Below are 18,696 nucleotides of genomic sequence, written 5' to 3' on the forward strand. Positions count from 1 at the left end.
TTTTATTTCCTGCGGAATTTCGGCGGCGGAAGCGTTATGATAATTCCTTCAGGTTGAACTTCCCCAACGGAACAAACAACGAATTAAGTAAACGCGAAAGGATTCGAACCTTTGATCGTCCCGATTAAAAACCGGGATGCTCTATCCTGTCTGATGTATTAATTGAAGTTATAGAACACAAAAAAACTCACAATACAAATTGTGAGTTTTAAAGTGAGCGCGAAAGGATTCGAACCTTTGACCGTCTGCTTAGAAGGCAGATGCTCTATCCAGCTGAGCTACGCACCCATAAAAAGTTGATTCCCGCTTAGTTTTACAAGCGCATTAAAAAAAGTCGGGGCGGCAGGATTCGAACCTGCGACCTCCTGGTCCCAAACCAGGCGCGATGACCGGACTACGCTACGCCCCGAGTATATTGTAAGAAAAAGAAAAGCGGAGGGTAAGGGATTCGAACCCTTGCGACACTTTCGCGTCGACAGTTTAGCAAACTGCTCCGTTAACCACTCCGGCAACCCTCCTTTTATCTTTATTTTTTAATGATCGTTATTCCGTTATTGCGAGTGCAAATATAGAATAGATTTCTTTATTTACCAAATAAATTTCAAGAAAATTTTGCGTATTTTTGAGCTAATAAATGATTAAAAAATTAGACTAATGCGTAAAACATTATATATCATCGGATTAACCGCTTTTGTTTTTTCTTGTGCCCCTCAGAAGAAAGTTGTGAAAACAACATATAAGCCGAAAAATCCAGTGACACAGCCAAAAACCGTAGTTAAAACTCCTGTTGCAGATAAGCCGAAACCACAAATTACAAGTGATCATGGAGTAGAGTTTTTTACAACCAATATTGCAGATCCTACCAAAAATGATAATACAGCAAGTTACGGCTCCATTGTCTCCGCAAAACCGGCCGGATATAAAGTAGTAAAAACCTATTTTCCTGCGATAGCGCAAAATTTCAGACAGAGATATTTAATATTACACTATACTGCTTTACCGGATGATAAATCCATAACTGTGCTTACCCAGCAAGCGGTGAGTGCACATTATCTTGTTAATAATATTGGGGATAATCAGATTTATCAACTGGTAGATGAAAATAAACGGGCGTATCATGCAGGGATAAGCTCTTGGAGAAATGATAAAAATCTTAATGATAATTCGATTGGAATTGAAATTGTAAATACCGGATATACTACTGATGGGACCGGAAAAAGGATTTTTGCCCCGTTTAGTGATGAACAAGTAAGAAAGGTAGCTGCATTAGCAAAAGATATTGCCACCAGATACCAGATTCCGGCGACCAATGTTTTGGCCCACTCCGATATTGCACCAACCAGAAAACAGGATCCGGGACCTATGTTTCCATGGAAAAAATTATATGACGAATATCAGATAGGAATGTGGTACGATGAAGCAGCAAAACAAAGTATCTTTGAACTGGCACAAACCGATTTTACAACCCGATATAATGAGCCGTCATTTATCTTTTTAATTCAGACAGCACTTCAGAAGTTCGGGTATGGGATTGAGCCGAGCGGAAAATGGGATGATGCAACAAAGAAAACCATTGAGGCTTTTCAATATCATTTCCGCCCTCAGAATTATGATGGAATAATGGATGCTGAGACCTGGGCCATATTGCAGGCTCTCAATCAGAAGTATCCGGTAAAATAAAATGAAAAAAAGCGCATCTGTTAACGATGCGTTTTTGCTATATTTAAACGATAAAAAAAATAGAAAATCTGTAATGGAAAATTTCAGAAAAGAAAGCGATTTGCTGGGAGAACTTAACGTGCCGGTGGACGCTTATTATGGAGTGCAAACCCAGAGAGCGATCGATAACTTCAAAATTTCGGGACAGCTTCTGTCTTCATATCCTGATTTTATTAAAGGATTGGCTTTTGTAAAAAAAGCTGCGGCTAAGACTAATTATGAATTAGGGCTTTTGGAAGAAGATCTTTATTTCAAGATTGCAGAAACATGTGATGAGATCATTGATGGACAACTTCATGAACAGTTCCCTGTGGACATGATTCAGGGAGGAGCCGGTACTTCGATCAACATGAATGCGAATGAGGTAATCGCCAACAGGGTTTTAGAAAAGTTAGGAAAGAATAAAGGAGAATATCAGTATTGTTCGCCAAACGATCATATCAATCTTTCCCAATCTACCAACGATGCTTATCCTACAGCTATTAAAGTTGGGCTTTTACGTATGAATGTACGATTGGTTGAAAAACTGGAAAAAATAGTAGCTGCTTTTCGTGCAAAAGGCGAGGAGTTTCACGATGTTATTAAAATGGGTAGAACTCAGCTTCAGGATGCGGTTCCTATGACTTTAGGGCAGGAATTTGAAGCATTTGCTGCCAATCTGGAAGAAGATATTTCTAAACTGAATAATAATGCCGATCTCTTTGTTGAGGTCAATATGGGAGCGACTGCTATTGGAACAGGGATTAATGCTCCGATCGGCTATGCTTCTCTTTGTGCTAAAAATCTGGCTCAGCTGACCGGATTTCCGATTGTTTCCGCACCAAATCTTGTAGAGGCAACTCCGGATACAGGATCTTATGTGATTTATTCTTCTGCTATGAAACGTCTTGCGGTAAAACTATCCAAGATATGTAATGATTTAAGGTTGTTAACTTCAGGTCCGAGAGCGGGTCTTTTTGAAATTAATCTACCTCCAATGCAGCCGGGATCATCGATCATGCCGGGGAAAGTAAACCCTGTGATTCCTGAAGTGGTAAACCAGGTATGCTTTAAGGTAATAGGAAATGATCTTACGGTAACTTTTGCTGCCGAAGCAGGACAGTTGCAGCTTAATGTAATGGAGCCGGTACTTTCGCATGCGATTATGGAAAACATTAATTTCCTTTCCAACGCTTTGGATACACTTCGTACAAAATGTATAGTTGGCATTACCGCTAATAAGGAAGTTTGTTTGAATATGGTAAAACACAGCATTGGTATTGTGACTGCACTTAATCCTTATATTGGATACAAACAATCGACACAAATCGCTAAAGAAGCATTGGAGACAGGAAAAAGTGTATACAACCTTGTACTTGAAAAAGGAGTGCTTACTCAGGAGAAGCTTGATGAAATTCTTGATCCTAAGAACATGCTGATGCCGCATAACAAATAAAATTGGTTATTACCTAAGAATAAAATAATATAAGATCTTCATCTGAAAATATTCAGGTGGGGATCTTTTTAATACAACCGGACATTGAGGTTTTTAATTATAATTCCTGCACACAACGAAGAGGATCATCTTCCATTTACCCTGGATTCTTTACAGCAACAACGTTATAAGGATTTCAAAGTTGTGGTTACCAATGATGGTTCCACAGACCATACCCCTGAAATTATTAAACGATATACAGATACAGATTCCCGTTTTGAAACAGTTACCCTGCAGAAGTCGGCTCATCAGCCAGGTTCTAAAGTAGTTAATGCTTTTAAAAAAGGATTGGAGACTCAGGATTTGGATCATTTTGATATAATCTGCAAGTTTGATGCGGATATTATTTTGGACGAAAATTATCTTGAAACAATAGAAAAATCTTTCAGCAATAACCCCAAATACGGTTTGGTAGGTGGTCTGCTGTATGTAGAAAAAGAAGGAGATTGGGTTTATGAGGGAAATTCAAATAAAAATCATGTCAGGGGCCCGTTGAAGGCGTACCGCAAAGAATGCTTTCTTGAGATCGGTGGATTAAGGGAAACATTGGGCTGGGATAATATAGACTCTATACTATTGGAGCATTTAGGATGGAAAGAAGTCGTTCTACCGGAATTAAAAGTAAAGTTGATTAAAGTAAAAGGAGCTGATTATACAGTCAGGGAATCGGATTATTACGGACGTTATTTTTACTTTCTTGGGCTAAACAGATTTCTGGCATATGTTGCATCCTTAAAGGAAGCGATGAAAATCAGATCTGTTTCATTTTTTTTCTCTATCATTAAAGCCTATGAAAGCTGCAGGTCTAAAAAACTGGAACAGAAAATCAGCAAAGAAGAACAACAGGTTATTAACAATAAAAGATGGGAGACTTTAAAAAAGAAATGGCTTTGAGGATAAAATAAATAAAAACATTTTGAAAAACATAGCTTACATAGAAATAGATACACATGCTGAAATTGCCCGTGCTTTCATGGATATTATGAAAGGTTCGGAAGAGTTTACGGTAGACTATTATTTTTCAAAAAAAATCAAAGATCAAATTAAGGAAGATGGCGAAACGATTTTTTTGTCTGACAGTTCCATGATCAGTGATCAGCTGAAAGCAAAAAATTATGATATCATTATCATCGGGACTGCACATCGTTATTTCAGTACTTTCCTCGCGATTGTTCAGAAATATAAAGCTGCTGTTATTACCCATAACCTGAATTTTCCTCAATCCTCAAAATTAAGCTTAATCAAAAGCATTTTCAAAGAAGACTTTATTTACAGGCTTAAATTATGGTGGAAAGAAGGTCTTTTCTATTCTTCAAAAGTTTACCAGCATGCAGGTCATCTTCTTGTGTTGGATAATGCGCTCTGTACGGATAAATATCAGTTTCTTCCCCTTTTTTATACTTCCAATTTTAATAGGGTTCAACAGGATGATGTCAATATTGTAATTCCAGGAGGAGTCTCTCAGAAAAGAAGGGATTATGATCATATTTTTAAAACAATCCGGACTTTAAAAACAGATCAAAGATTCACTTTTATATTTCTTGGGAAAGCTCAGGGTGAAGAGTTGAAAGTGCTTGAAAAATTATCCGGGAATTTACCTGCCAATATTACCATACATTATTTTAAAGAAAGGGTTTCGGCAGAAGATTATGACCTATGGATGGCAAAAGCAGATGTATTATGGTGTCCTGTTCAGCAGCAAACTGAATTTTTCAGTCAGAAAGAGATTTATGGAAAAACCAAAATGACCGGAAATGTCGGAGATGCGATCAAATATGGAAAATTGGCTGTTTTTCCTAAAAACTATTCCTCGCAATTGGATTTTATCATTCCGGAAAATGAGAACATTGCCGAGCAGTTTCAACAGCTTAAAAGACAGAGTTTTGACTTTCAGAAGAACTATAGTAAAGAAAGTATCCGGAAAAAGCTCGGGGATGTTTTAAATGGTCTTATTTAAACTTAAATATCCCTTTGATGAAAGCTGCATTCAGATAATCCTCAACAGGGAATATTTTTGTGAAATAATTTCCGATATAAATAAGCACCAAAACTACGCTTGGTTTGTAGATCAAGTTAATGAAATTATTATTGAAAGTAGGCAATACAATAGCCACGGTAATTGCTAACGTACAGATAATAGACACAAAGATCATCTCAATAGATAAGGGTGAAACCTTAAACACGAAATAATTAAAGGCTATTTTAATGACATTATAAGTAGTTAATGAAATGGCCGTCGACAAGGCAATTCCAATTAATTTCAAATCGGTATGCTTAATGAAATAATAGTTAAGTCCTATTGTTAAGCCTGCGAGAAGAAGCATAACTACGATGTTGAAACGATAGTATTTTGAAAGAGAAATAATATTTCCGTTGAATCCTGTTGCGAGATCTATTAAAACCGCTGAACCCCAAATCCAGACTACAGGTTCATATTCCCTGAGCATTGTTCCGTTCTTGGGCATGAACTGAGTAAGAAAGGGGAATCCTACCATAATGCAGGAAAATAATATGGCCCCTAGAAAATATAATGATAATGAGGTTTTTTTATGAAATCTGTCCAGTTCTTCCATATTCCCTTCCGCTAATGTTTTGCTGATGATCGGAGCAGAAATATTAAATAATCCCAGTTGTGGAATAGAGATGAGCGAAATCAGCGCGTACAGGACAGCGTAGATCCCATTCTCTTCCATTCCCATGAATTCACCGATCATGAAACTGTTAATCGCCAGGTAATTTCCAAAGGTTCCCAAAAAACCGAAGAAACTGTAGTTCGTAAATTCTTTCCAGAAATTATTTTTTTTTGAAATAGTCGGTACTGAAGTCGAGTTTGATCTTTTCTAACCTGTTCGTATAATAAATATACCCTAAGAGCATCAATGCGAACATACCAAAGAAAAACGCAAAAGCGATCTGCTGAGACAGAAGTAAATATGAAAAAAGGCAGAAGGCTCCTAGGTTTGCTATTTTAGGGAAAATATTGTCGAAGATATTGGAGACAACAATTCTCTTATAATTTGAAGTGTATTTATTGAATAGGGCGCAGAGTGATAAAATCAAAACCATAGGTAAAATAATTTCCTTACTTTTCCAGGCTTCAAGCTTTGTAAACTTGGGATAAATCAACGGAATGATGAAGAAAACAATAGCAAATACTGCAAAATTAATCAGAATGGTGAGCAGTGAGATGGAAAGCATATTTTGCTTTTTGCCATCCTTTTCTACCCTGTGGAAAAATTTAACGTTAGAATAAGAAATTCCCAATACAACAAAGGGAACAAGCATTTCTGCAGTAGGCAAAATGTAGCGAAGCTTTCCGTAAAATTCAAAATTGCTCGGAAAGATGAATATGGCTGATACGGTACCTAACAAGAAACCTATATAACCGATAATGGAATATTTGAATCCTTGTCTTGCTACTACACTCATAAAGATATTTTAAAAGGTTTTGGGTATAAAAATAATGTTGTTGATATATTCCGTTTTGTTTTTTTCGTCACTTGTATTTCGGACCAAAATTTCTTCTGTAAGCTTTTCAAGCCTGAAAAGGGATCGGTCTAAATAATGCGCTTCATAACCCCAGCTTTCTACTTCGGAAATCTCTCCCCAAATAGGTTTGTCATGATGTCTTTGTTCCATTTCCACCATAAGGGTTGGTAGGAACTTTAGGATGGTTTTCTTTCCGCCGAAAAGGGTTTTCATCTCATTTCCTTCAACATCTATCTTGATGAAATCCAGTTTTTTAAGACCTCCTTTTTCTGCCCAGTCGTCCAATTTTGTGACCGTTACTTTTTCTGTGTAACTCTTTTCCTCACCTTTTTCCTTATACGAAGTATTCAGTGTTCCCCTTGAAGCTACCATTTTTCCATTGATGATGGGAACTTTAAACTCAGCAACTGTATTTTCATCCGAAAGTGCTAAAGAAAGAAGATTCATAGAAGGAAACAATCTTTTTAAGCGGGTATACAATTTATGGTTAGGCTCAAAAGCATAAATATGCTGAGGTTTGAGTTTATGTTCCAGCTGGTATAAAAATGTACCTACATTGGCACCAATATCAAGAATCACATCGTCTTCCGACAGATATTCTTTGATCCACACCAGCTCCGGTTCTACATTTCGTGCTGAAAAGTTATCCTTTGAAAGGTGATGTAAACTTTTAAAATATCTGCTTTTATAAAAACTTGGACTGATGTACTGTAAGTTTTCTGCAATTCTTTGGTATAAAGACATCCTTGATTATTTGACAGAGAGCAAAGATAATCAAAAATGTTAAACTCATGTTAATTTTGTTTAAATCTAACGCGTTGATTTTCAATTAATATATACATGTCTGTTTTATTTTAAAAGAATGTGTAACTGGTTGTAATTCTTTTATTTCAGACATGTTTAAAATAGATTCTTGTAGTTACAGAAAAGGGGCATTCAGAAAATCATTGAATGGCTTCATAAGTTTGAAAACTTTGGTTAGCTCCTTAACGGCATTTTTATCCAACACTGTTTCATCCTTGATGTTGTACACAACAATGAAATTTTTCAGTTTTAAATATTCTGCCATCGGATCTTCTTTCTCGAATCCCTGGGGTGTCTTTTTTAACTGGTCACTTTGATCCAGTTCAGGGAAATGCTTTTTAAAATCTTTGTTATTAACAATTTTAATAAAGTCATCAGCATATAAGGAGATCTCTTTTCGTACTTCTTTTAAAACTGATGATTCAGGCATGTAAATACCTCCTGCTAAAAAAGATTTTCCCGGTTCCAGGTGAAGATAGTAACCTCCTTTCTGGCTTCCTTTTCCCATTCCTAATGACGCTCCAAAGTTTGTTTTATAAGGTATTTTATCTTTTGAAAAACGGGTGTCCCTGTAAATCCGGAATAGAGCTTTTTTAGCATCTATTTTAGCAAGCTCTCCATCGAACGCCGACATTTCTTTAATAAGGTCTTCCAGAAATGCAACCACATTTTCCTGTGATTCGGTGTAAAGATGTTTATTTTCATTAAACCACTCGCGGTTGTTATTTTTGGATAATTTTTTGAGAAAATTAAAGGTTTTTGTAGAAATGGTGGCGGACATGTTTTTTAATTTTAACCAAATTTAAGTAAATCTATTCATATGTCAATGCCTCAATCCGATCAGGATTTGAAGCATTAAAACAGGATGATGTCCAGAAACTATATTTTTTATGGCAAGACAGCAAATACGATAAAGAATCCTGTAGTGAAATGGCAAATGGTGTTTGCATAACAGAAAGTCTCACAACAATAATTGAAGATCTTTCTTTTACATATTTCATGCAATTTTCGGGAATATTAAAATAAAAAAATTATAATTCCTGATTTTATTTTTGAAAATTCATTAATCTCCACGAAAAAATCAATCCAATTTAACAAAAAAAAATATTGTTTAATATTTTTTTAACATAACGGTTTATTTTTTGCGTTTAATTTTTTAAAAATTAAAAATATATTAAAGTATTCTGAAATTAAGATTCGTTATTTAACACTTTATTCAAAATAAAGTCAAATATTAATTGTATCTTTGCAAAAATTTTAAAATATTTAATGAATTTATTTACGGAGTCCAATTTAAGTCCTGACATCCTTAAGGCTATTGGCGAAATGGGTTATGAAAGCCCGACAGAAATCCAAAAACAGACTATCCCTTTTATTCTTTCAGATATACGCGACTTGATCGCACTTGCGCAAACTGGGACAGGCAAAACAGCAGCTTTTTCGCTTCCGATTTTGGATATGATTGACGATACGAGTCGCAAAATCCAACTATTGGTGCTTTGTCCGACACGGGAATTATGTCTTCAGATTTCTAAAGACATAAAGAATTACTCTAAGTACATGCAGAATATCAAATCTACAGCAGTGTACGGAGGTAGCAGTATTATGGACCAAATACGTTCTTTGAAGGAAAAACCACAAATTATTGTAGGTACTCCCGGAAGAGTAATTGATTTGATTAACAGAAAAGCACTTGATTTTTCTGCGATCCATTGGTTGGTTTTAGATGAAGCTGACGAAATGCTTTCAATGGGTTTCAAAGATGAATTGGAAACAATTTTAAGTGAAACTCCTGAAACAAAACAAACTTTCTTATTCTCTGCAACGATGAATAAAGAAGTGGAAAGAATTTCTAAAAATTATCTTACAAAACCTCACCGTATTTCAGTGGGTTCTATTAACGAAGTTAAAAAGAACATTAAGCACGAATACTATGTGGTAGGATATCGTAATAAAAAAGAAGCTCTAAAGAGATTAATTGACGCAAACCCTAATCAGTATTCCATTATTTTCTGTAGAACAAGAATGGAAACTCAGGAAGTGGCAGATTTCTTAATGCAGAACGGTTATGCAGCTGATGCACTTCATGGTGATCTTTCTCAGGCGCAGAGAGATACGGTAATGAAGAAATTCAGATTGAAAAATATCGACATTTTGGTGGCTACCGATGTAGCAGCAAGAGGTTTGGATGTGAACTCACTAACTCACGTTATCCATTACTCTCTACCTGATGATCCTGAAGTATTCGTTCACAGAAGTGGTAGAACGGGTAGAGCTGGAAAAGACGGTATTTCTATGGCTTTGATTAAGCCTGAAGAAAGCAGAAAGCTAAAACAGATTAAATCAACAACAAAGATTGATATTGTTGAAAAAACAATCCCTACAGGTGATGATATCATCAAAGCACAGGTAGGAGGCGTTTTCGAAAAGCTATTTACGGAGCATGAAGACTTATTTGAGTTTGACGACAGCTTGATTCCGGATCTTAGCAAATTCACGAAAGAAGAATTGGTACATCAGTTACTGCAGTTCCAGTTGAAAGATCTTGCATTGTACTATAAAGATAAGCATGATCTTGCTGAACAGAAATTCAGTTCCAGAGATGATGATTACTCAAGAAGAGACAGAGGAAGAGATCGTGACCGAGACAGAGGAAGAGACCGTGATAGCAGAGGTGGAGACAGAAGAGATCGTGGAGGAAAACCTAGAAGAAAGAATGAAGATATGGTAAGATTCTTCTTCAACCTTGGAAAGAAAGATCAATTGAAGAAACTGGATGTTTTGGATATTATCAATAAAGCAACTGCCGGAAATGGTAAAAAGAGAGCTGAAATTGGTGATATTGAAATTTTAGAGAAATTCTCATTCTTTGAAATTGAGAAATCATTTAAGGGAGAGCTTTTGAATAATATTTCTTCAATGAAATTCAGAGGAAAAGATATGAGAGCTGAAGAAGCTAATTAAAACTCATTTTTATATAATATAAACCGGCTTATAGCCGGTTTTTTTGTTTGATAATCAGCACTTAAACCAATGTTAACAAAACTTAATGTTATATACTTTTTGGTAAGGTGCTTTTTTAGGAAATTTGCAGACGAATTATAAATACTTAAAAATGGGAATTGGTAATATTTTCCACGCTTTTCAGCCTAAAGATAAAATCTTCTTCGTGCTTTTCGAAAAAGTAACTGAAAATCTAGTAGCAATGTCTGAAGAGTTCAACAACGGGGTGAAAGATTTTGACCTTAATGACGACTCTATGTTGAAGAAAATGAGCGACTACGAACACAAAAATGATGAGCTTACGCACGAAATCTTTATTGAGCTTGGAAAAAACTTTATAACTCCTTTTGACCGTGAAGATATTCACACTTTGGCCACAGGTTTAGATGATATCGCAGATTATATCTACGCTTCAACAAAATATATTTTCTTATATAAATCGCCTTTAATGAAGGCATATGCAGACTTCTCATTGTTGATTCATAAAGCATGTCTTGAAATTCAGAATGCAATGAAAAACCTGAAAGGATTCAAAAATATGGATCAGGTGAAAGAAGCTTGTATCAAAGTAAACTCTATTGAGAATATTGCTGACGACTTACTTTCCAATTCAATGGTAGAATTGTTTGAAACAAACGACGCTATCAATATCATCAAAGTTTCATCTGTACTTAATTATCTTGAAATAGTAACCGACAAGGCTGAAGATGTAGCTAATACTATTGAAAACATTATGATCAAATACGCATAAACAATATAACAAAAAATGGAATTTCCGATTTTACTTACGGTTATTATTGCTTTAGCTTTAATTTTCGATTATATTAATGGTTTTCATGATGCGGCCAATTCAATTGCTACTATTGTTTCTACAAAAGTTTTAACTCCTTTTCAGGCTGTGCTTTGGGCGGCACTATGGAATTTTGCAGCCTTTTTTATCGCAGCATACATCATTGGAGAATTTAAAATTGGTAATACGATTGCCAAAACCGTTAATGAAAACTTTATTACCCTGGAGGTAATATTTTCAGGTCTTGTGGCAGCTATTGCCTGGAACCTTTTAACATGGTGGTTTGGTATACCATCTTCTTCATCACATACCCTAATTGGTGGTTTCTTAGGTGCGGCTTTAATGCATGCTTTCATCCTGGATTATCATGATGTAGCAGCTGCTCAGCCCAATCTGGGTTTTATAGATACTTTCAAACAGGCATTTTACCAGGTTACAACACAAAGCGTGGTTAAATTTGATAAAGTAATTCCTATCTTCCTGTTTATTTTTATGGCACCCGTTATCGGGATGGTCATTTCAATCATTATCACATTGATTATCGTTCATCTTTATAAGAGATCAAACCCTCATAAAGCAGATAAGTCTTTTAAAAGATTACAGCTTGTTTCTTCAGCCCTCTTTAGTCTAGGACATGGTCTGAATGATGCACAAAAAGTAATGGGAATTATCGGTGCGGCTTTAATTTATTACCATGTACAGATTTTACAGGATCCTGTATACTTAAATATACCTTCTGCCGGACGATTTGATTATTTCGCAGAACATTATCTTTGGGTACCTTTGGTTTCTTTCTTGGCGATAGGTCTGGGAACAATGAGTGGTGGATGGAAGATCATCAAAACAATGGGAACCAAGATTACAAAGGTAACTCCGCTGGAAGGTGTAAGTGCTGAAACTGCAGGAGCTATTACCTTATTTATTACCGATCATTTTGGTATTCCGGTATCTACCACACATACGATTACCGGGTCTATTATTGGAGTTGGATTAACGAAGAGGATTTCCGCGGTAAGATGGGGGATTACAGTAAGCTTGCTTTGGGCTTGGGTATTGACGATTCCTATCTCTGCTATTGTAGCGGCAGTTACTTATCTTTTGGTCGCTTTTCTTTCCTAGATATTAATTTAAAATTACAATACTGAACTTTGTCCAAATGGGCAAAGTTTTTTGTTTTATAAAGATTTGAAAAATCGTATTTTTGTTGGAAATTATTGGATTTTATGGAATTTTTAGACAAGTACCAACAGCTGGTTGCTGACGCTATTACCAAGTACACTTTTAAAGACAAACCCGCGGAATTATATGAACCGATGAATTACATCATTTCACATGGTGGAAAACGTCTGCGACCTATTATGGTTCTGATGGCTTGTGACTTATTTGGTGGTGATCTTAAACAGGCTATTAAGCCGGCTTTGGCGATTGAATTTTTCCATAACTTCACATTGATTCATGATGATATTATGGATGAAGCTCCTCTGAGAAGAAATAAGCCTACTATTCATACTTTACATGGAATTAATGTAGGGATCTTATCCGGAGACGGGCTGATGCTGAAGGCATATAAATTTTTTGAAGATCTTGAACCGGAAATATTTAAAGCCTGTATCCGAATATTTACCCATACCGGGCTCCTATTATGTGAAGGACAGCAGTACGACATCAATTTCGAAACACAGGAAGATGTGACTTTCGATGATTACATCAGAATGATTACTTATAAGACCGGAGTATTAAGTGCTTCATCTTTTGAGATCGGAGCTTTAATTGCTAAAGCTAATTTTAAAGATGCCAAGTCTATTTTTAATTTTGGAAAACATATAGGAATTGCTTTCCAGATCATGGATGATTACCTGGACGTTTTTGGAGATCAGGCTCAGTTTGGAAAAAAACATGCAGGTGACATTTATGAAAATAAGAAGACTGTACTTTATCTTCTGGCAAGAGAACACGCCACGGAGGATGAAAGAAAAGAATTGGATCACTGGTACTCTAAAAAAACCGATAATATCGATAAGGTGTACGGCGTAGAAAAGATCTTCAGAAGAACCAAAGTAGATGAAAAAGCATTGCGTTTAATTGAAAAGCACAATGAAATAGGGCAGAGTTATCTTAAAAAGATTAATATTCCTGAAGAAAAGAAAAAGCCATTCATAGAACTCGCTAATTATCTTTTAAGAAGGGAAAGCTAATGAGTTGCTGATTATTAAAGGTTTTGCTAAGGAGTTGTTCAGGCTTCTCCTTCCTCCTTTAGCTTTAGCCTCTTGTATTTACAATGAAATTCAGAACCGAAGTTGACATCAAAGAATCTGCAAAAAAGATTGAAATTGAAGATAAAATATTTTCAATAGGTTCCTGTTTTGCCTCAGAGATGTCGGATCTGCTTCACCAGGGACAGCTTCAGACGGTCAATAATCCGTTTGGAACCCTGTTTAATCCGTTTTCGATCAATAACGCAATACAAAGGCTTCATGATTCACACTTTTATGAAGAAGAAGATCTAATCACGTTTAATGACGAATTTATTTCCCTTGACCATCATACGAAATTCGATACAAGGTATATTCATCAGACATTGGATAAGATCAATGGCCATTTAGAAGAAGGCAATCTTTTTTTGCAGGATACCAATTGGGTTATTATAACCTATGGAACCTCCTTTATTTATGAATTTCAGCCTAAAAACAAGCTGGTAGCCAATTGTCATAAAATTCCACAAAAATTCTTTAACAAAAGGTTGCTTACCCATCAGGAAATCACAGATTCTATTTATCAGACCATTTTTAGCCTGAAAGATATCTGTAAAGAAAATGTTCAGATTTTGTTTACGGTTTCTCCCGTAAGACATACCAAAGACGGTATGATGGAAAATCAGTTAAGCAAATCAAAATTGATATCTGCAGTACATGAAGCTATTTCAGGAATTGAGAACTGTCATTATTTACCCGTTTATGAAATATTGATGGATGATTTAAGGGATTATCGTTTTTATAAAGAAGATATGATTCATCCCAATTCTCAGGCTGTTCAGTATATTTTTGATAAATTTGGAGCTGCTTATTTTGCGGAAGACACAAAGGAGTTTATCAAAGAAAATTTTAAAATCCATAAAGCGCTGCAGCACAGGACAGCAGATGAAAAAGATCCTAAATATGTTGATTTTAGAGAAAAATTAAAGCAAAGAATTGAAGCTCAACAGAAAAAGGTAAAACATAAGATATTCCAGTAATGATAACAGACTTTACAAAGATGGATTATTTGGAAAGCGGTAACCAGAGGCAGCAAAGGGCTCACGTATTGCTTACAAAATATCTGATCCTGGAAAAACTAAAAGATTTCTCACCCTTGCTTGCAGGAACTATTCCTATTGAAATTGATATTGACGGAAGCGATCTGGATATCATTTGTGAAGTTAAAGATGAAGATTTCTTTTTGGAAACGATCCGCCTTTCTCAACTTATTCCACCAGGAATTCATTCCAAAGTAGAAAAGATTAAGATAAAAGGGGAAAAATCTATTGTGATCAATTTTAATCTCGAAGAGTTTCCCATAGAGATTTTTGGTCAAGATAAACCGACTACGCAACAAAATGCTTATCGCCATATGATAGCAGAGTACACAATATTACAGGAGAAAGGAGAGGAATTTAAACAACAGATTATAGAGCTTAAGAAGAAAGGGATAAAAACGGAACCGGCTTTCGGTGTATTGTTGAATTTAGAAAACCCTTATGAAGATCTATTAAAATTTTAAAATTATGATTGACACCCATACACATTTATACGCTGAAGAATTTGATGAAGATAGAAAAGAGGCTATTCAAAGGGCTTTAGATAAAGGAATTACGGAGTTTTATCTTCCTGCTATTGACTCTGAGTCTCATGAAAAAATGCTTCAATTGGAAGCTGAATATCCTGGACAGGTTTTTTCAATGATGGGGCTGCACCCTTGCTACGTAAAACCCGAATCCTGGGAAAAAGAACTGGCAATTGTTAAAGAGTATCTTGATAAAAGAGCATTTCCTGCCATCGGGGAAATAGGAATTGATCTCTATTGGGATCAATCAACTCTAGATATTCAGGTAAAGGCTTTTGAACAACAAATCGACTGGGCTATTGAGATGGATCTGCCTATTGTAATCCATACAAGGGAAAGTTTTGATGAAACTTTTGAAGTCTTGGAAAGAAAAAAGCATCCGAAATTGAGAGGAATATTTCATTGTTTTTCCGGTAACCTTGAACAAGCAAAACATGCTATCGATCTTAATTTTTTATTAGGAATTGGTGGAGTAGTGACCTTTAAGAACGGGAAAATAGATCAGTTCCTGCAAGAAATCCCATTAGAAAAGATTGTTCTGGAAACAGACTCTCCTTACCTGGCTCCGGTTCCTCACAGGGGTAAAAGAAATGAAAGTTCTTATCTTGATCTGGTGGTAGGAAAGTTGGTGAATATCTACAATAAAGATTTTTCTGAAATTGACAGAATCACAAGCCAGAATGCAAAACACATTTACAATTACTAGGCCTATATGAAGCTTTTAAAAGAAAATATCCATTATCTTCTTTTCCTTTCTGCTGTGTTTTTTCTATGGAATCCGGCGAAGTTTCCGGTTGATGATGGTTATTTTTATCCACAGATTGCCTATAATATGGTCAGAAATGGCTTTATGGGGTTTAATGATTTATACCTTACCAATGGCTTCCATCCTTTATGGATGGTATTCTGTGTTATTGCGGAAGCGATCAATTTTTTGGGTAAAAGTTTCTCAGTATACATTCTATGGTTTTTTCAGGTTATCTTTATCATTGCGGGATACAGATTTTTTGAAAAAACCTTATTCAAAGATTCAGTAAGTGGAAAAGTATTGAGCTTAGCATTGTATTGCTTAATTTTTTTTCAGCCTTGGATCATTATATTTAACGGAAGCGCATCTCACCTTTTTCACCATTGCCTGGCTGCTTTATTTTCTTTGTAAAAGATACACAAACGATTTTCTGTTCGGATTCATTTGTAGCCTCGTTTTTCTGGCAAGGCTGGATCATATTTTTATCATTATTCCTTTAGGCTTTCTTTATTGGAAACACCGGGACTGGAATTTTCAAAGCATTTCTAAAGTAATTTTAGGATTTTTACTTTTGGCGGGACCTTATTTATTTTCCAATCAGTATTTGTTCGGAGATATGGTTCCTGTCAGTGGCAGAATAAAAAGTTCCTTTCCTAAAGCTAATCTGGATGATCCTTTTGGTTTACTCCCTGATTTATTCTTATTTGTGGGTTCCGCATATTTGATATTTTTGATTTTTACTAAAAATATACACTACCGCTCTGTCAAAATTTTATTTATTAGCGGAAGCTTTATTCATTTATTGTATAATGTATTTTTCCAGTCATATACAGGACAGTGGTATTTTGTATCACAATTTATTTTTTGTGGCTTTTTTATCAATGATATTGTTGAAAAATTTCAATTGAGAATAGTACCTGCGAGATCCAAGTTTATAATTTATTCTTTGGGTTCAACATTTTTCTTATGTACAATCGGGATTTTGAAGCTCAAGACCAACCTAAGCATATTTCATAATGTTTTTGCTGACAAGTCAAAATTTGAGAAGAAAACAAAGGATCTGGTAAAGAATTTGGCAGAAGATCTGGTTAAAGTAGTTCCCCGAAAGTCTCGAATATATGTTTATGATTTTCCGGGTAAATTTGCTTTCTACTCAGATTTTAATTTTATACCGGCAGATGCTTTGGTAGCCAACTCTACTTTTTTTTAATGAAATAAATACGCTCCGTTTTAAAGATTATCTCAAAAAAAATAAAATTAACTATATGCTCTTTCCCAGTCAACTGGAAAAAGAAAGGGATTCAATCACTTTTATGGGCATGGATGTTAAAAAGAAAAATAATCGTAATATGTTTTACTTTAGAAATACTTTAAGTAAGAAGATCATAGATAGTCTTGATGAAAATGAGTTAATTAAAGTGAAAACGTATTTAAATCCTGCAAAGACCTGGCAGGCCCAGTATGACTCGGTGACAATTTATAAGCTAAAAGAAAAATAACGAGAATAAAAAAGCTTTCAGGAATAACCCTGAAAGCTTTTTTTTTATTTTTTCCTAAAGAAACTTTTATTTTTTGGCTTTTTGAAACCAATGTCTTTCTTCTGAGTAGGTTTAGGTTTTCCCTGTCCCGGATTCATAGGTTTATTATTTGAATCCCTTTTTTGTGCAACCAGGTTTTCGGTGTGGAACGGGTGATCTTTAACCACCGGAATTTTAAGTCCGATAAGTTTTTCCGTATTTCTAAGGTTCAGTAAATCCAGACCATCTACAAAAGATAAAGAAGTCCCTTCCGAACCCGCTCTTCCTGTTCTTCCGATTCTGTGAACATAGGTTTCGGAAACATCAGAAAGCTCGTAATTAATTACATATTTCAGCTCATCAATATCAATTCCTCTTGCTGCAATATCTGTAGCAACCAATACTCTGGTTTTTCCGGATTTGAAGTTGTTTAGCGCATTTTGACGTGCATTTTGAGATTTATTCCCATGAATCGCTTCCGTTGAAATGCCATTTTTTTGTAATGTTCTTGCAATCTTATCAGCTCCGTGCTTGGTTCTTGAAAAAACCAAAACAGATTCAGAGATATGATTTTTAAGAATATGTGTAAGTAATCCCAATTTATCTTCTTTCTGAACAAAATAGACAGATTGTTTAATGGTTTCAGCTGTCGAAGAAACAGGCGTTACTTCTACCTGTACCGGATTGCTAAGGATGGAATTGGCAAGCTTTTGTATTTCAGGAGGCATAGTTGCAGAGAAAAATAAAGTTTGCCTTCTCTGAGGTAAGAGCTTAATAATTCTTTTAACGTCATGTACAAATCCCATATCCAGCATTCTGTCAGCTTCATCCAGAACAAAGATCTCCAGGTTTTTAAGACTGATAATTCCTTGTGCAATGAAGTCAAGAAGCCTCCCCGGTGTTGCTACAAGAATGTCTACTCCTTTTCTTAAAGCTGCTTCTTGTGAGCCCTGTTTTACACCTCCGAAAATAACTAATTTTCTTAATGGAAGATTTCTTCCGTAAGCATTAAAGCTTTCTTCAATCTGAATAGCCAGTTCCCTTGTTGGCGTTAAAACCAAAGCTTTGATCTGATTAGTCTTTGGACGTTCTGAAAGGTTCTGGAGAATGGGAATAGCAAAAGCTGCAGTTTTACCGGTTCCGGTCTGCGCCGTTCCCAGTAGATCTTTTTTCTCTAAAATAGAGGGAATAGCCTTTTGCTGTATAGGAGTTGGTTTTTCATAACCTTCCTGTTGAAGCGCATCTAAAATGGGCTTGATGATTTTTAAATCTGTAAATAACAAAATATATTGCGTATTAAAAATAATGCGGTCGAAGTAGTATACTTCATCAT

At 35.5% G+C, this 18,696-nt stretch carries 17 protein-coding genes, 3 tRNA genes and 1 pseudogene; 14 read left to right on the forward strand and 7 right to left on the reverse strand.

All coding sequences use genetic code 11. The features are described 5' to 3' along the window. Positions 1–214: 214 nt before the first annotated feature. The 3 genes from ACJ5H0_RS15905 to ACJ5H0_RS15915 all read right to left on the reverse strand — a co-directional run bounded on the left by ACJ5H0_RS15905 (position 215) and on the right by ACJ5H0_RS15915 (position 518). Positions 215–288: transfer RNA gene (locus ACJ5H0_RS15905), tRNA-Arg, on the reverse strand. A 46-nt stretch (positions 289–334) separates the two neighbouring features. Beyond that, positions 335–409 (reverse strand) — tRNA-Pro (locus tag ACJ5H0_RS15910). Between the two features lie 24 nt (positions 410–433). Beyond that, a tRNA-Ser gene (locus ACJ5H0_RS15915) sits at positions 434–518 on the reverse strand. Positions 519–654: 136 nt separating this feature from the next. On the opposite strand from ACJ5H0_RS15915, the gene ACJ5H0_RS15920 reads away from it, so the two are divergent. The 4 genes from ACJ5H0_RS15920 to ACJ5H0_RS15935 all read left to right on the forward strand — a co-directional run bounded on the left by ACJ5H0_RS15920 (position 655) and on the right by ACJ5H0_RS15935 (position 5,150). Then, complete coding sequence (locus ACJ5H0_RS15920; RefSeq protein ID WP_273650908.1) at positions 655–1,680, forward strand: N-acetylmuramoyl-L-alanine amidase; 1,026 nt, start codon at positions 655–657, stop codon at positions 1,678–1,680. 73 nt (positions 1,681–1,753) lie between these two features. Next, entirely contained in the window at positions 1,754–3,154 is a 1,401-nt protein-coding gene (gene aspA, locus ACJ5H0_RS15925) for an aspartate ammonia-lyase (protein ID WP_172276572.1), read from the forward strand. Positions 3,155–3,238: 84 nt separating this feature from the next. Beyond that, positions 3,239–4,087, forward strand: coding sequence for a glycosyltransferase family 2 protein (locus tag ACJ5H0_RS15930; protein ID WP_411250434.1), 849 nt, complete (start codon positions 3,239–3,241; stop codon positions 4,085–4,087). Between the two features lie 22 nt (positions 4,088–4,109). Further along, positions 4,110–5,150, forward strand: coding sequence for a glycosyltransferase family protein (locus ACJ5H0_RS15935; protein WP_411250437.1), 1,041 nt, complete (start codon positions 4,110–4,112; stop codon positions 5,148–5,150). Here the strand turns inward: ACJ5H0_RS15935 and ACJ5H0_RS15940 are convergent. The 3 genes and pseudogenes from ACJ5H0_RS15940 to ACJ5H0_RS15950 form a co-directional block, all read right to left on the reverse strand. After that, positions 5,143–6,622, reverse strand: a pseudogene (locus ACJ5H0_RS15940) (lipopolysaccharide biosynthesis protein). The gene ACJ5H0_RS15935 and the pseudogene ACJ5H0_RS15940 overlap by 8 nt on opposite strands. Positions 6,623–6,631: 9 nt before the next feature. Then, a complete protein-coding gene (locus ACJ5H0_RS15945; protein WP_411250439.1) occupies positions 6,632–7,426 on the reverse strand; it encodes an FkbM family methyltransferase in 795 nt (264 codons plus the stop codon). Between the two features lie 175 nt (positions 7,427–7,601). After that, positions 7,602–8,267, reverse strand: coding sequence for a DUF2461 domain-containing protein (locus tag ACJ5H0_RS15950; protein ID WP_411250442.1), 666 nt, complete (start codon positions 8,265–8,267; stop codon positions 7,602–7,604). Positions 8,268–8,755: 488 nt separating this feature from the next. Between ACJ5H0_RS15950 and ACJ5H0_RS15955 the strand changes: the two genes are divergently transcribed. From ACJ5H0_RS15955 to ACJ5H0_RS16000, 10 genes are all read left to right on the forward strand, one after another. Next, on the forward strand, positions 8,756–10,450 hold the full coding sequence (locus ACJ5H0_RS15955) for a DEAD/DEAH box helicase (RefSeq protein ID WP_411250445.1): 1,695 nt from the start codon (positions 8,756–8,758) through the stop codon (positions 10,448–10,450). 151 nt (positions 10,451–10,601) lie between these two features. After that, entirely contained in the window at positions 10,602–11,240 is a 639-nt protein-coding gene (locus ACJ5H0_RS15960) for a DUF47 domain-containing protein (RefSeq protein ID WP_172276589.1), read from the forward strand. Positions 11,241–11,255: 15 nt separating this feature from the next. Next, positions 11,256–12,398: an inorganic phosphate transporter gene (locus tag ACJ5H0_RS15965; RefSeq protein WP_172276592.1), complete on the forward strand. Its 1,143-nt coding sequence runs from the start codon at positions 11,256–11,258 to the stop codon at positions 12,396–12,398. A 104-nt stretch (positions 12,399–12,502) separates the two neighbouring features. Next, complete coding sequence (locus ACJ5H0_RS15970) at positions 12,503–13,474, forward strand: polyprenyl synthetase family protein (protein ID WP_411250449.1); 972 nt, start codon at positions 12,503–12,505, stop codon at positions 13,472–13,474. An 83-nt stretch (positions 13,475–13,557) separates the two neighbouring features. Beyond that, a complete protein-coding gene (locus ACJ5H0_RS15975) occupies positions 13,558–14,511 on the forward strand; it encodes a GSCFA domain-containing protein (protein WP_411250453.1) in 954 nt (317 codons plus the stop codon). Continuing rightward, complete coding sequence (locus tag ACJ5H0_RS15980; protein WP_411250456.1) at positions 14,511–15,035, forward strand: DUF4269 domain-containing protein; 525 nt, start codon at positions 14,511–14,513, stop codon at positions 15,033–15,035. The genes ACJ5H0_RS15975 and ACJ5H0_RS15980 overlap by 1 nt, the downstream gene beginning before the upstream one ends. A gap of 4 nt (positions 15,036–15,039) precedes the next feature. Continuing rightward, positions 15,040–15,804 (forward strand): TatD family hydrolase, encoded by a 765-nt coding sequence (locus ACJ5H0_RS15985; RefSeq protein ID WP_345990140.1) that lies wholly within the window; start codon positions 15,040–15,042, stop codon positions 15,802–15,804. Between the two features lie 6 nt (positions 15,805–15,810). Continuing rightward, entirely contained in the window at positions 15,811–16,257 is a 447-nt protein-coding gene (locus tag ACJ5H0_RS15990) for a hypothetical protein (protein ID WP_411250459.1), read from the forward strand. A 571-nt stretch (positions 16,258–16,828) separates the two neighbouring features. Then, on the forward strand, positions 16,829–17,056 hold the full coding sequence (locus tag ACJ5H0_RS15995; RefSeq protein WP_411250465.1) for a hypothetical protein: 228 nt from the start codon (positions 16,829–16,831) through the stop codon (positions 17,054–17,056). Positions 17,057–17,111: 55 nt separating this feature from the next. Continuing rightward, positions 17,112–17,345, forward strand: a complete 234-nt coding sequence (locus tag ACJ5H0_RS16000) for a hypothetical protein (RefSeq protein ID WP_411250467.1) — start codon at positions 17,112–17,114, stop codon at positions 17,343–17,345. A gap of 44 nt (positions 17,346–17,389) precedes the next feature. Here ACJ5H0_RS16000 and ACJ5H0_RS16005 read toward each other — a convergent pair whose 3' ends face one another. Further along, on the reverse strand, positions 17,390–18,646 hold the full coding sequence (locus ACJ5H0_RS16005; protein WP_172276605.1) for a DEAD/DEAH box helicase: 1,257 nt from the start codon (positions 18,644–18,646) through the stop codon (positions 17,390–17,392). Positions 18,647–18,696: the final 50 nt, after the last annotated feature.

Source organism: Chryseobacterium proteolyticum, from assembly GCF_046591535.1.
Lineage (GTDB): Bacteria > Bacteroidota > Bacteroidia > Flavobacteriales > Weeksellaceae > Chryseobacterium > Chryseobacterium proteolyticum.

Coding starts and splice junctions, on each gene's coding strand:
- ACJ5H0_RS15980 (WP_411250456.1), top strand. CDS start 14,511: ATGATAACAGACTTTACAAAGATGGATTATTTGGAAAGCGGTAACCAG.
- ACJ5H0_RS15920 (WP_273650908.1), top strand. CDS start 655: ATGCGTAAAACATTATATATCATCGGATTAACCGCTTTTGTTTTTTCT.
- ACJ5H0_RS15970 (WP_411250449.1), top strand. CDS start 12,503: ATGGAATTTTTAGACAAGTACCAACAGCTGGTTGCTGACGCTATTACC.
- ACJ5H0_RS15950 (WP_411250442.1), bottom strand. CDS start 8,267: ATGTCCGCCACCATTTCTACAAAAACCTTTAATTTTCTCAAAAAATTA.
- ACJ5H0_RS15965 (WP_172276592.1), top strand. CDS start 11,256: ATGGAATTTCCGATTTTACTTACGGTTATTATTGCTTTAGCTTTAATT.
- ACJ5H0_RS15985 (WP_345990140.1), top strand. CDS start 15,040: ATGATTGACACCCATACACATTTATACGCTGAAGAATTTGATGAAGAT.
- ACJ5H0_RS15945 (WP_411250439.1), bottom strand. CDS start 7,426: ATGTCTTTATACCAAAGAATTGCAGAAAACTTACAGTACATCAGTCCA.
- ACJ5H0_RS15955 (WP_411250445.1), top strand. CDS start 8,756: ATGAATTTATTTACGGAGTCCAATTTAAGTCCTGACATCCTTAAGGCT.
- aspA (WP_172276572.1), top strand. CDS start 1,754: ATGGAAAATTTCAGAAAAGAAAGCGATTTGCTGGGAGAACTTAACGTG.
- ACJ5H0_RS15990 (WP_411250459.1), top strand. CDS start 15,811: ATGAAGCTTTTAAAAGAAAATATCCATTATCTTCTTTTCCTTTCTGCT.
- ACJ5H0_RS15975 (WP_411250453.1), top strand. CDS start 13,558: ATGAAATTCAGAACCGAAGTTGACATCAAAGAATCTGCAAAAAAGATT.
- ACJ5H0_RS16000 (WP_411250467.1), top strand. CDS start 17,112: ATGCTCTTTCCCAGTCAACTGGAAAAAGAAAGGGATTCAATCACTTTT.
- ACJ5H0_RS15960 (WP_172276589.1), top strand. CDS start 10,602: ATGGGAATTGGTAATATTTTCCACGCTTTTCAGCCTAAAGATAAAATC.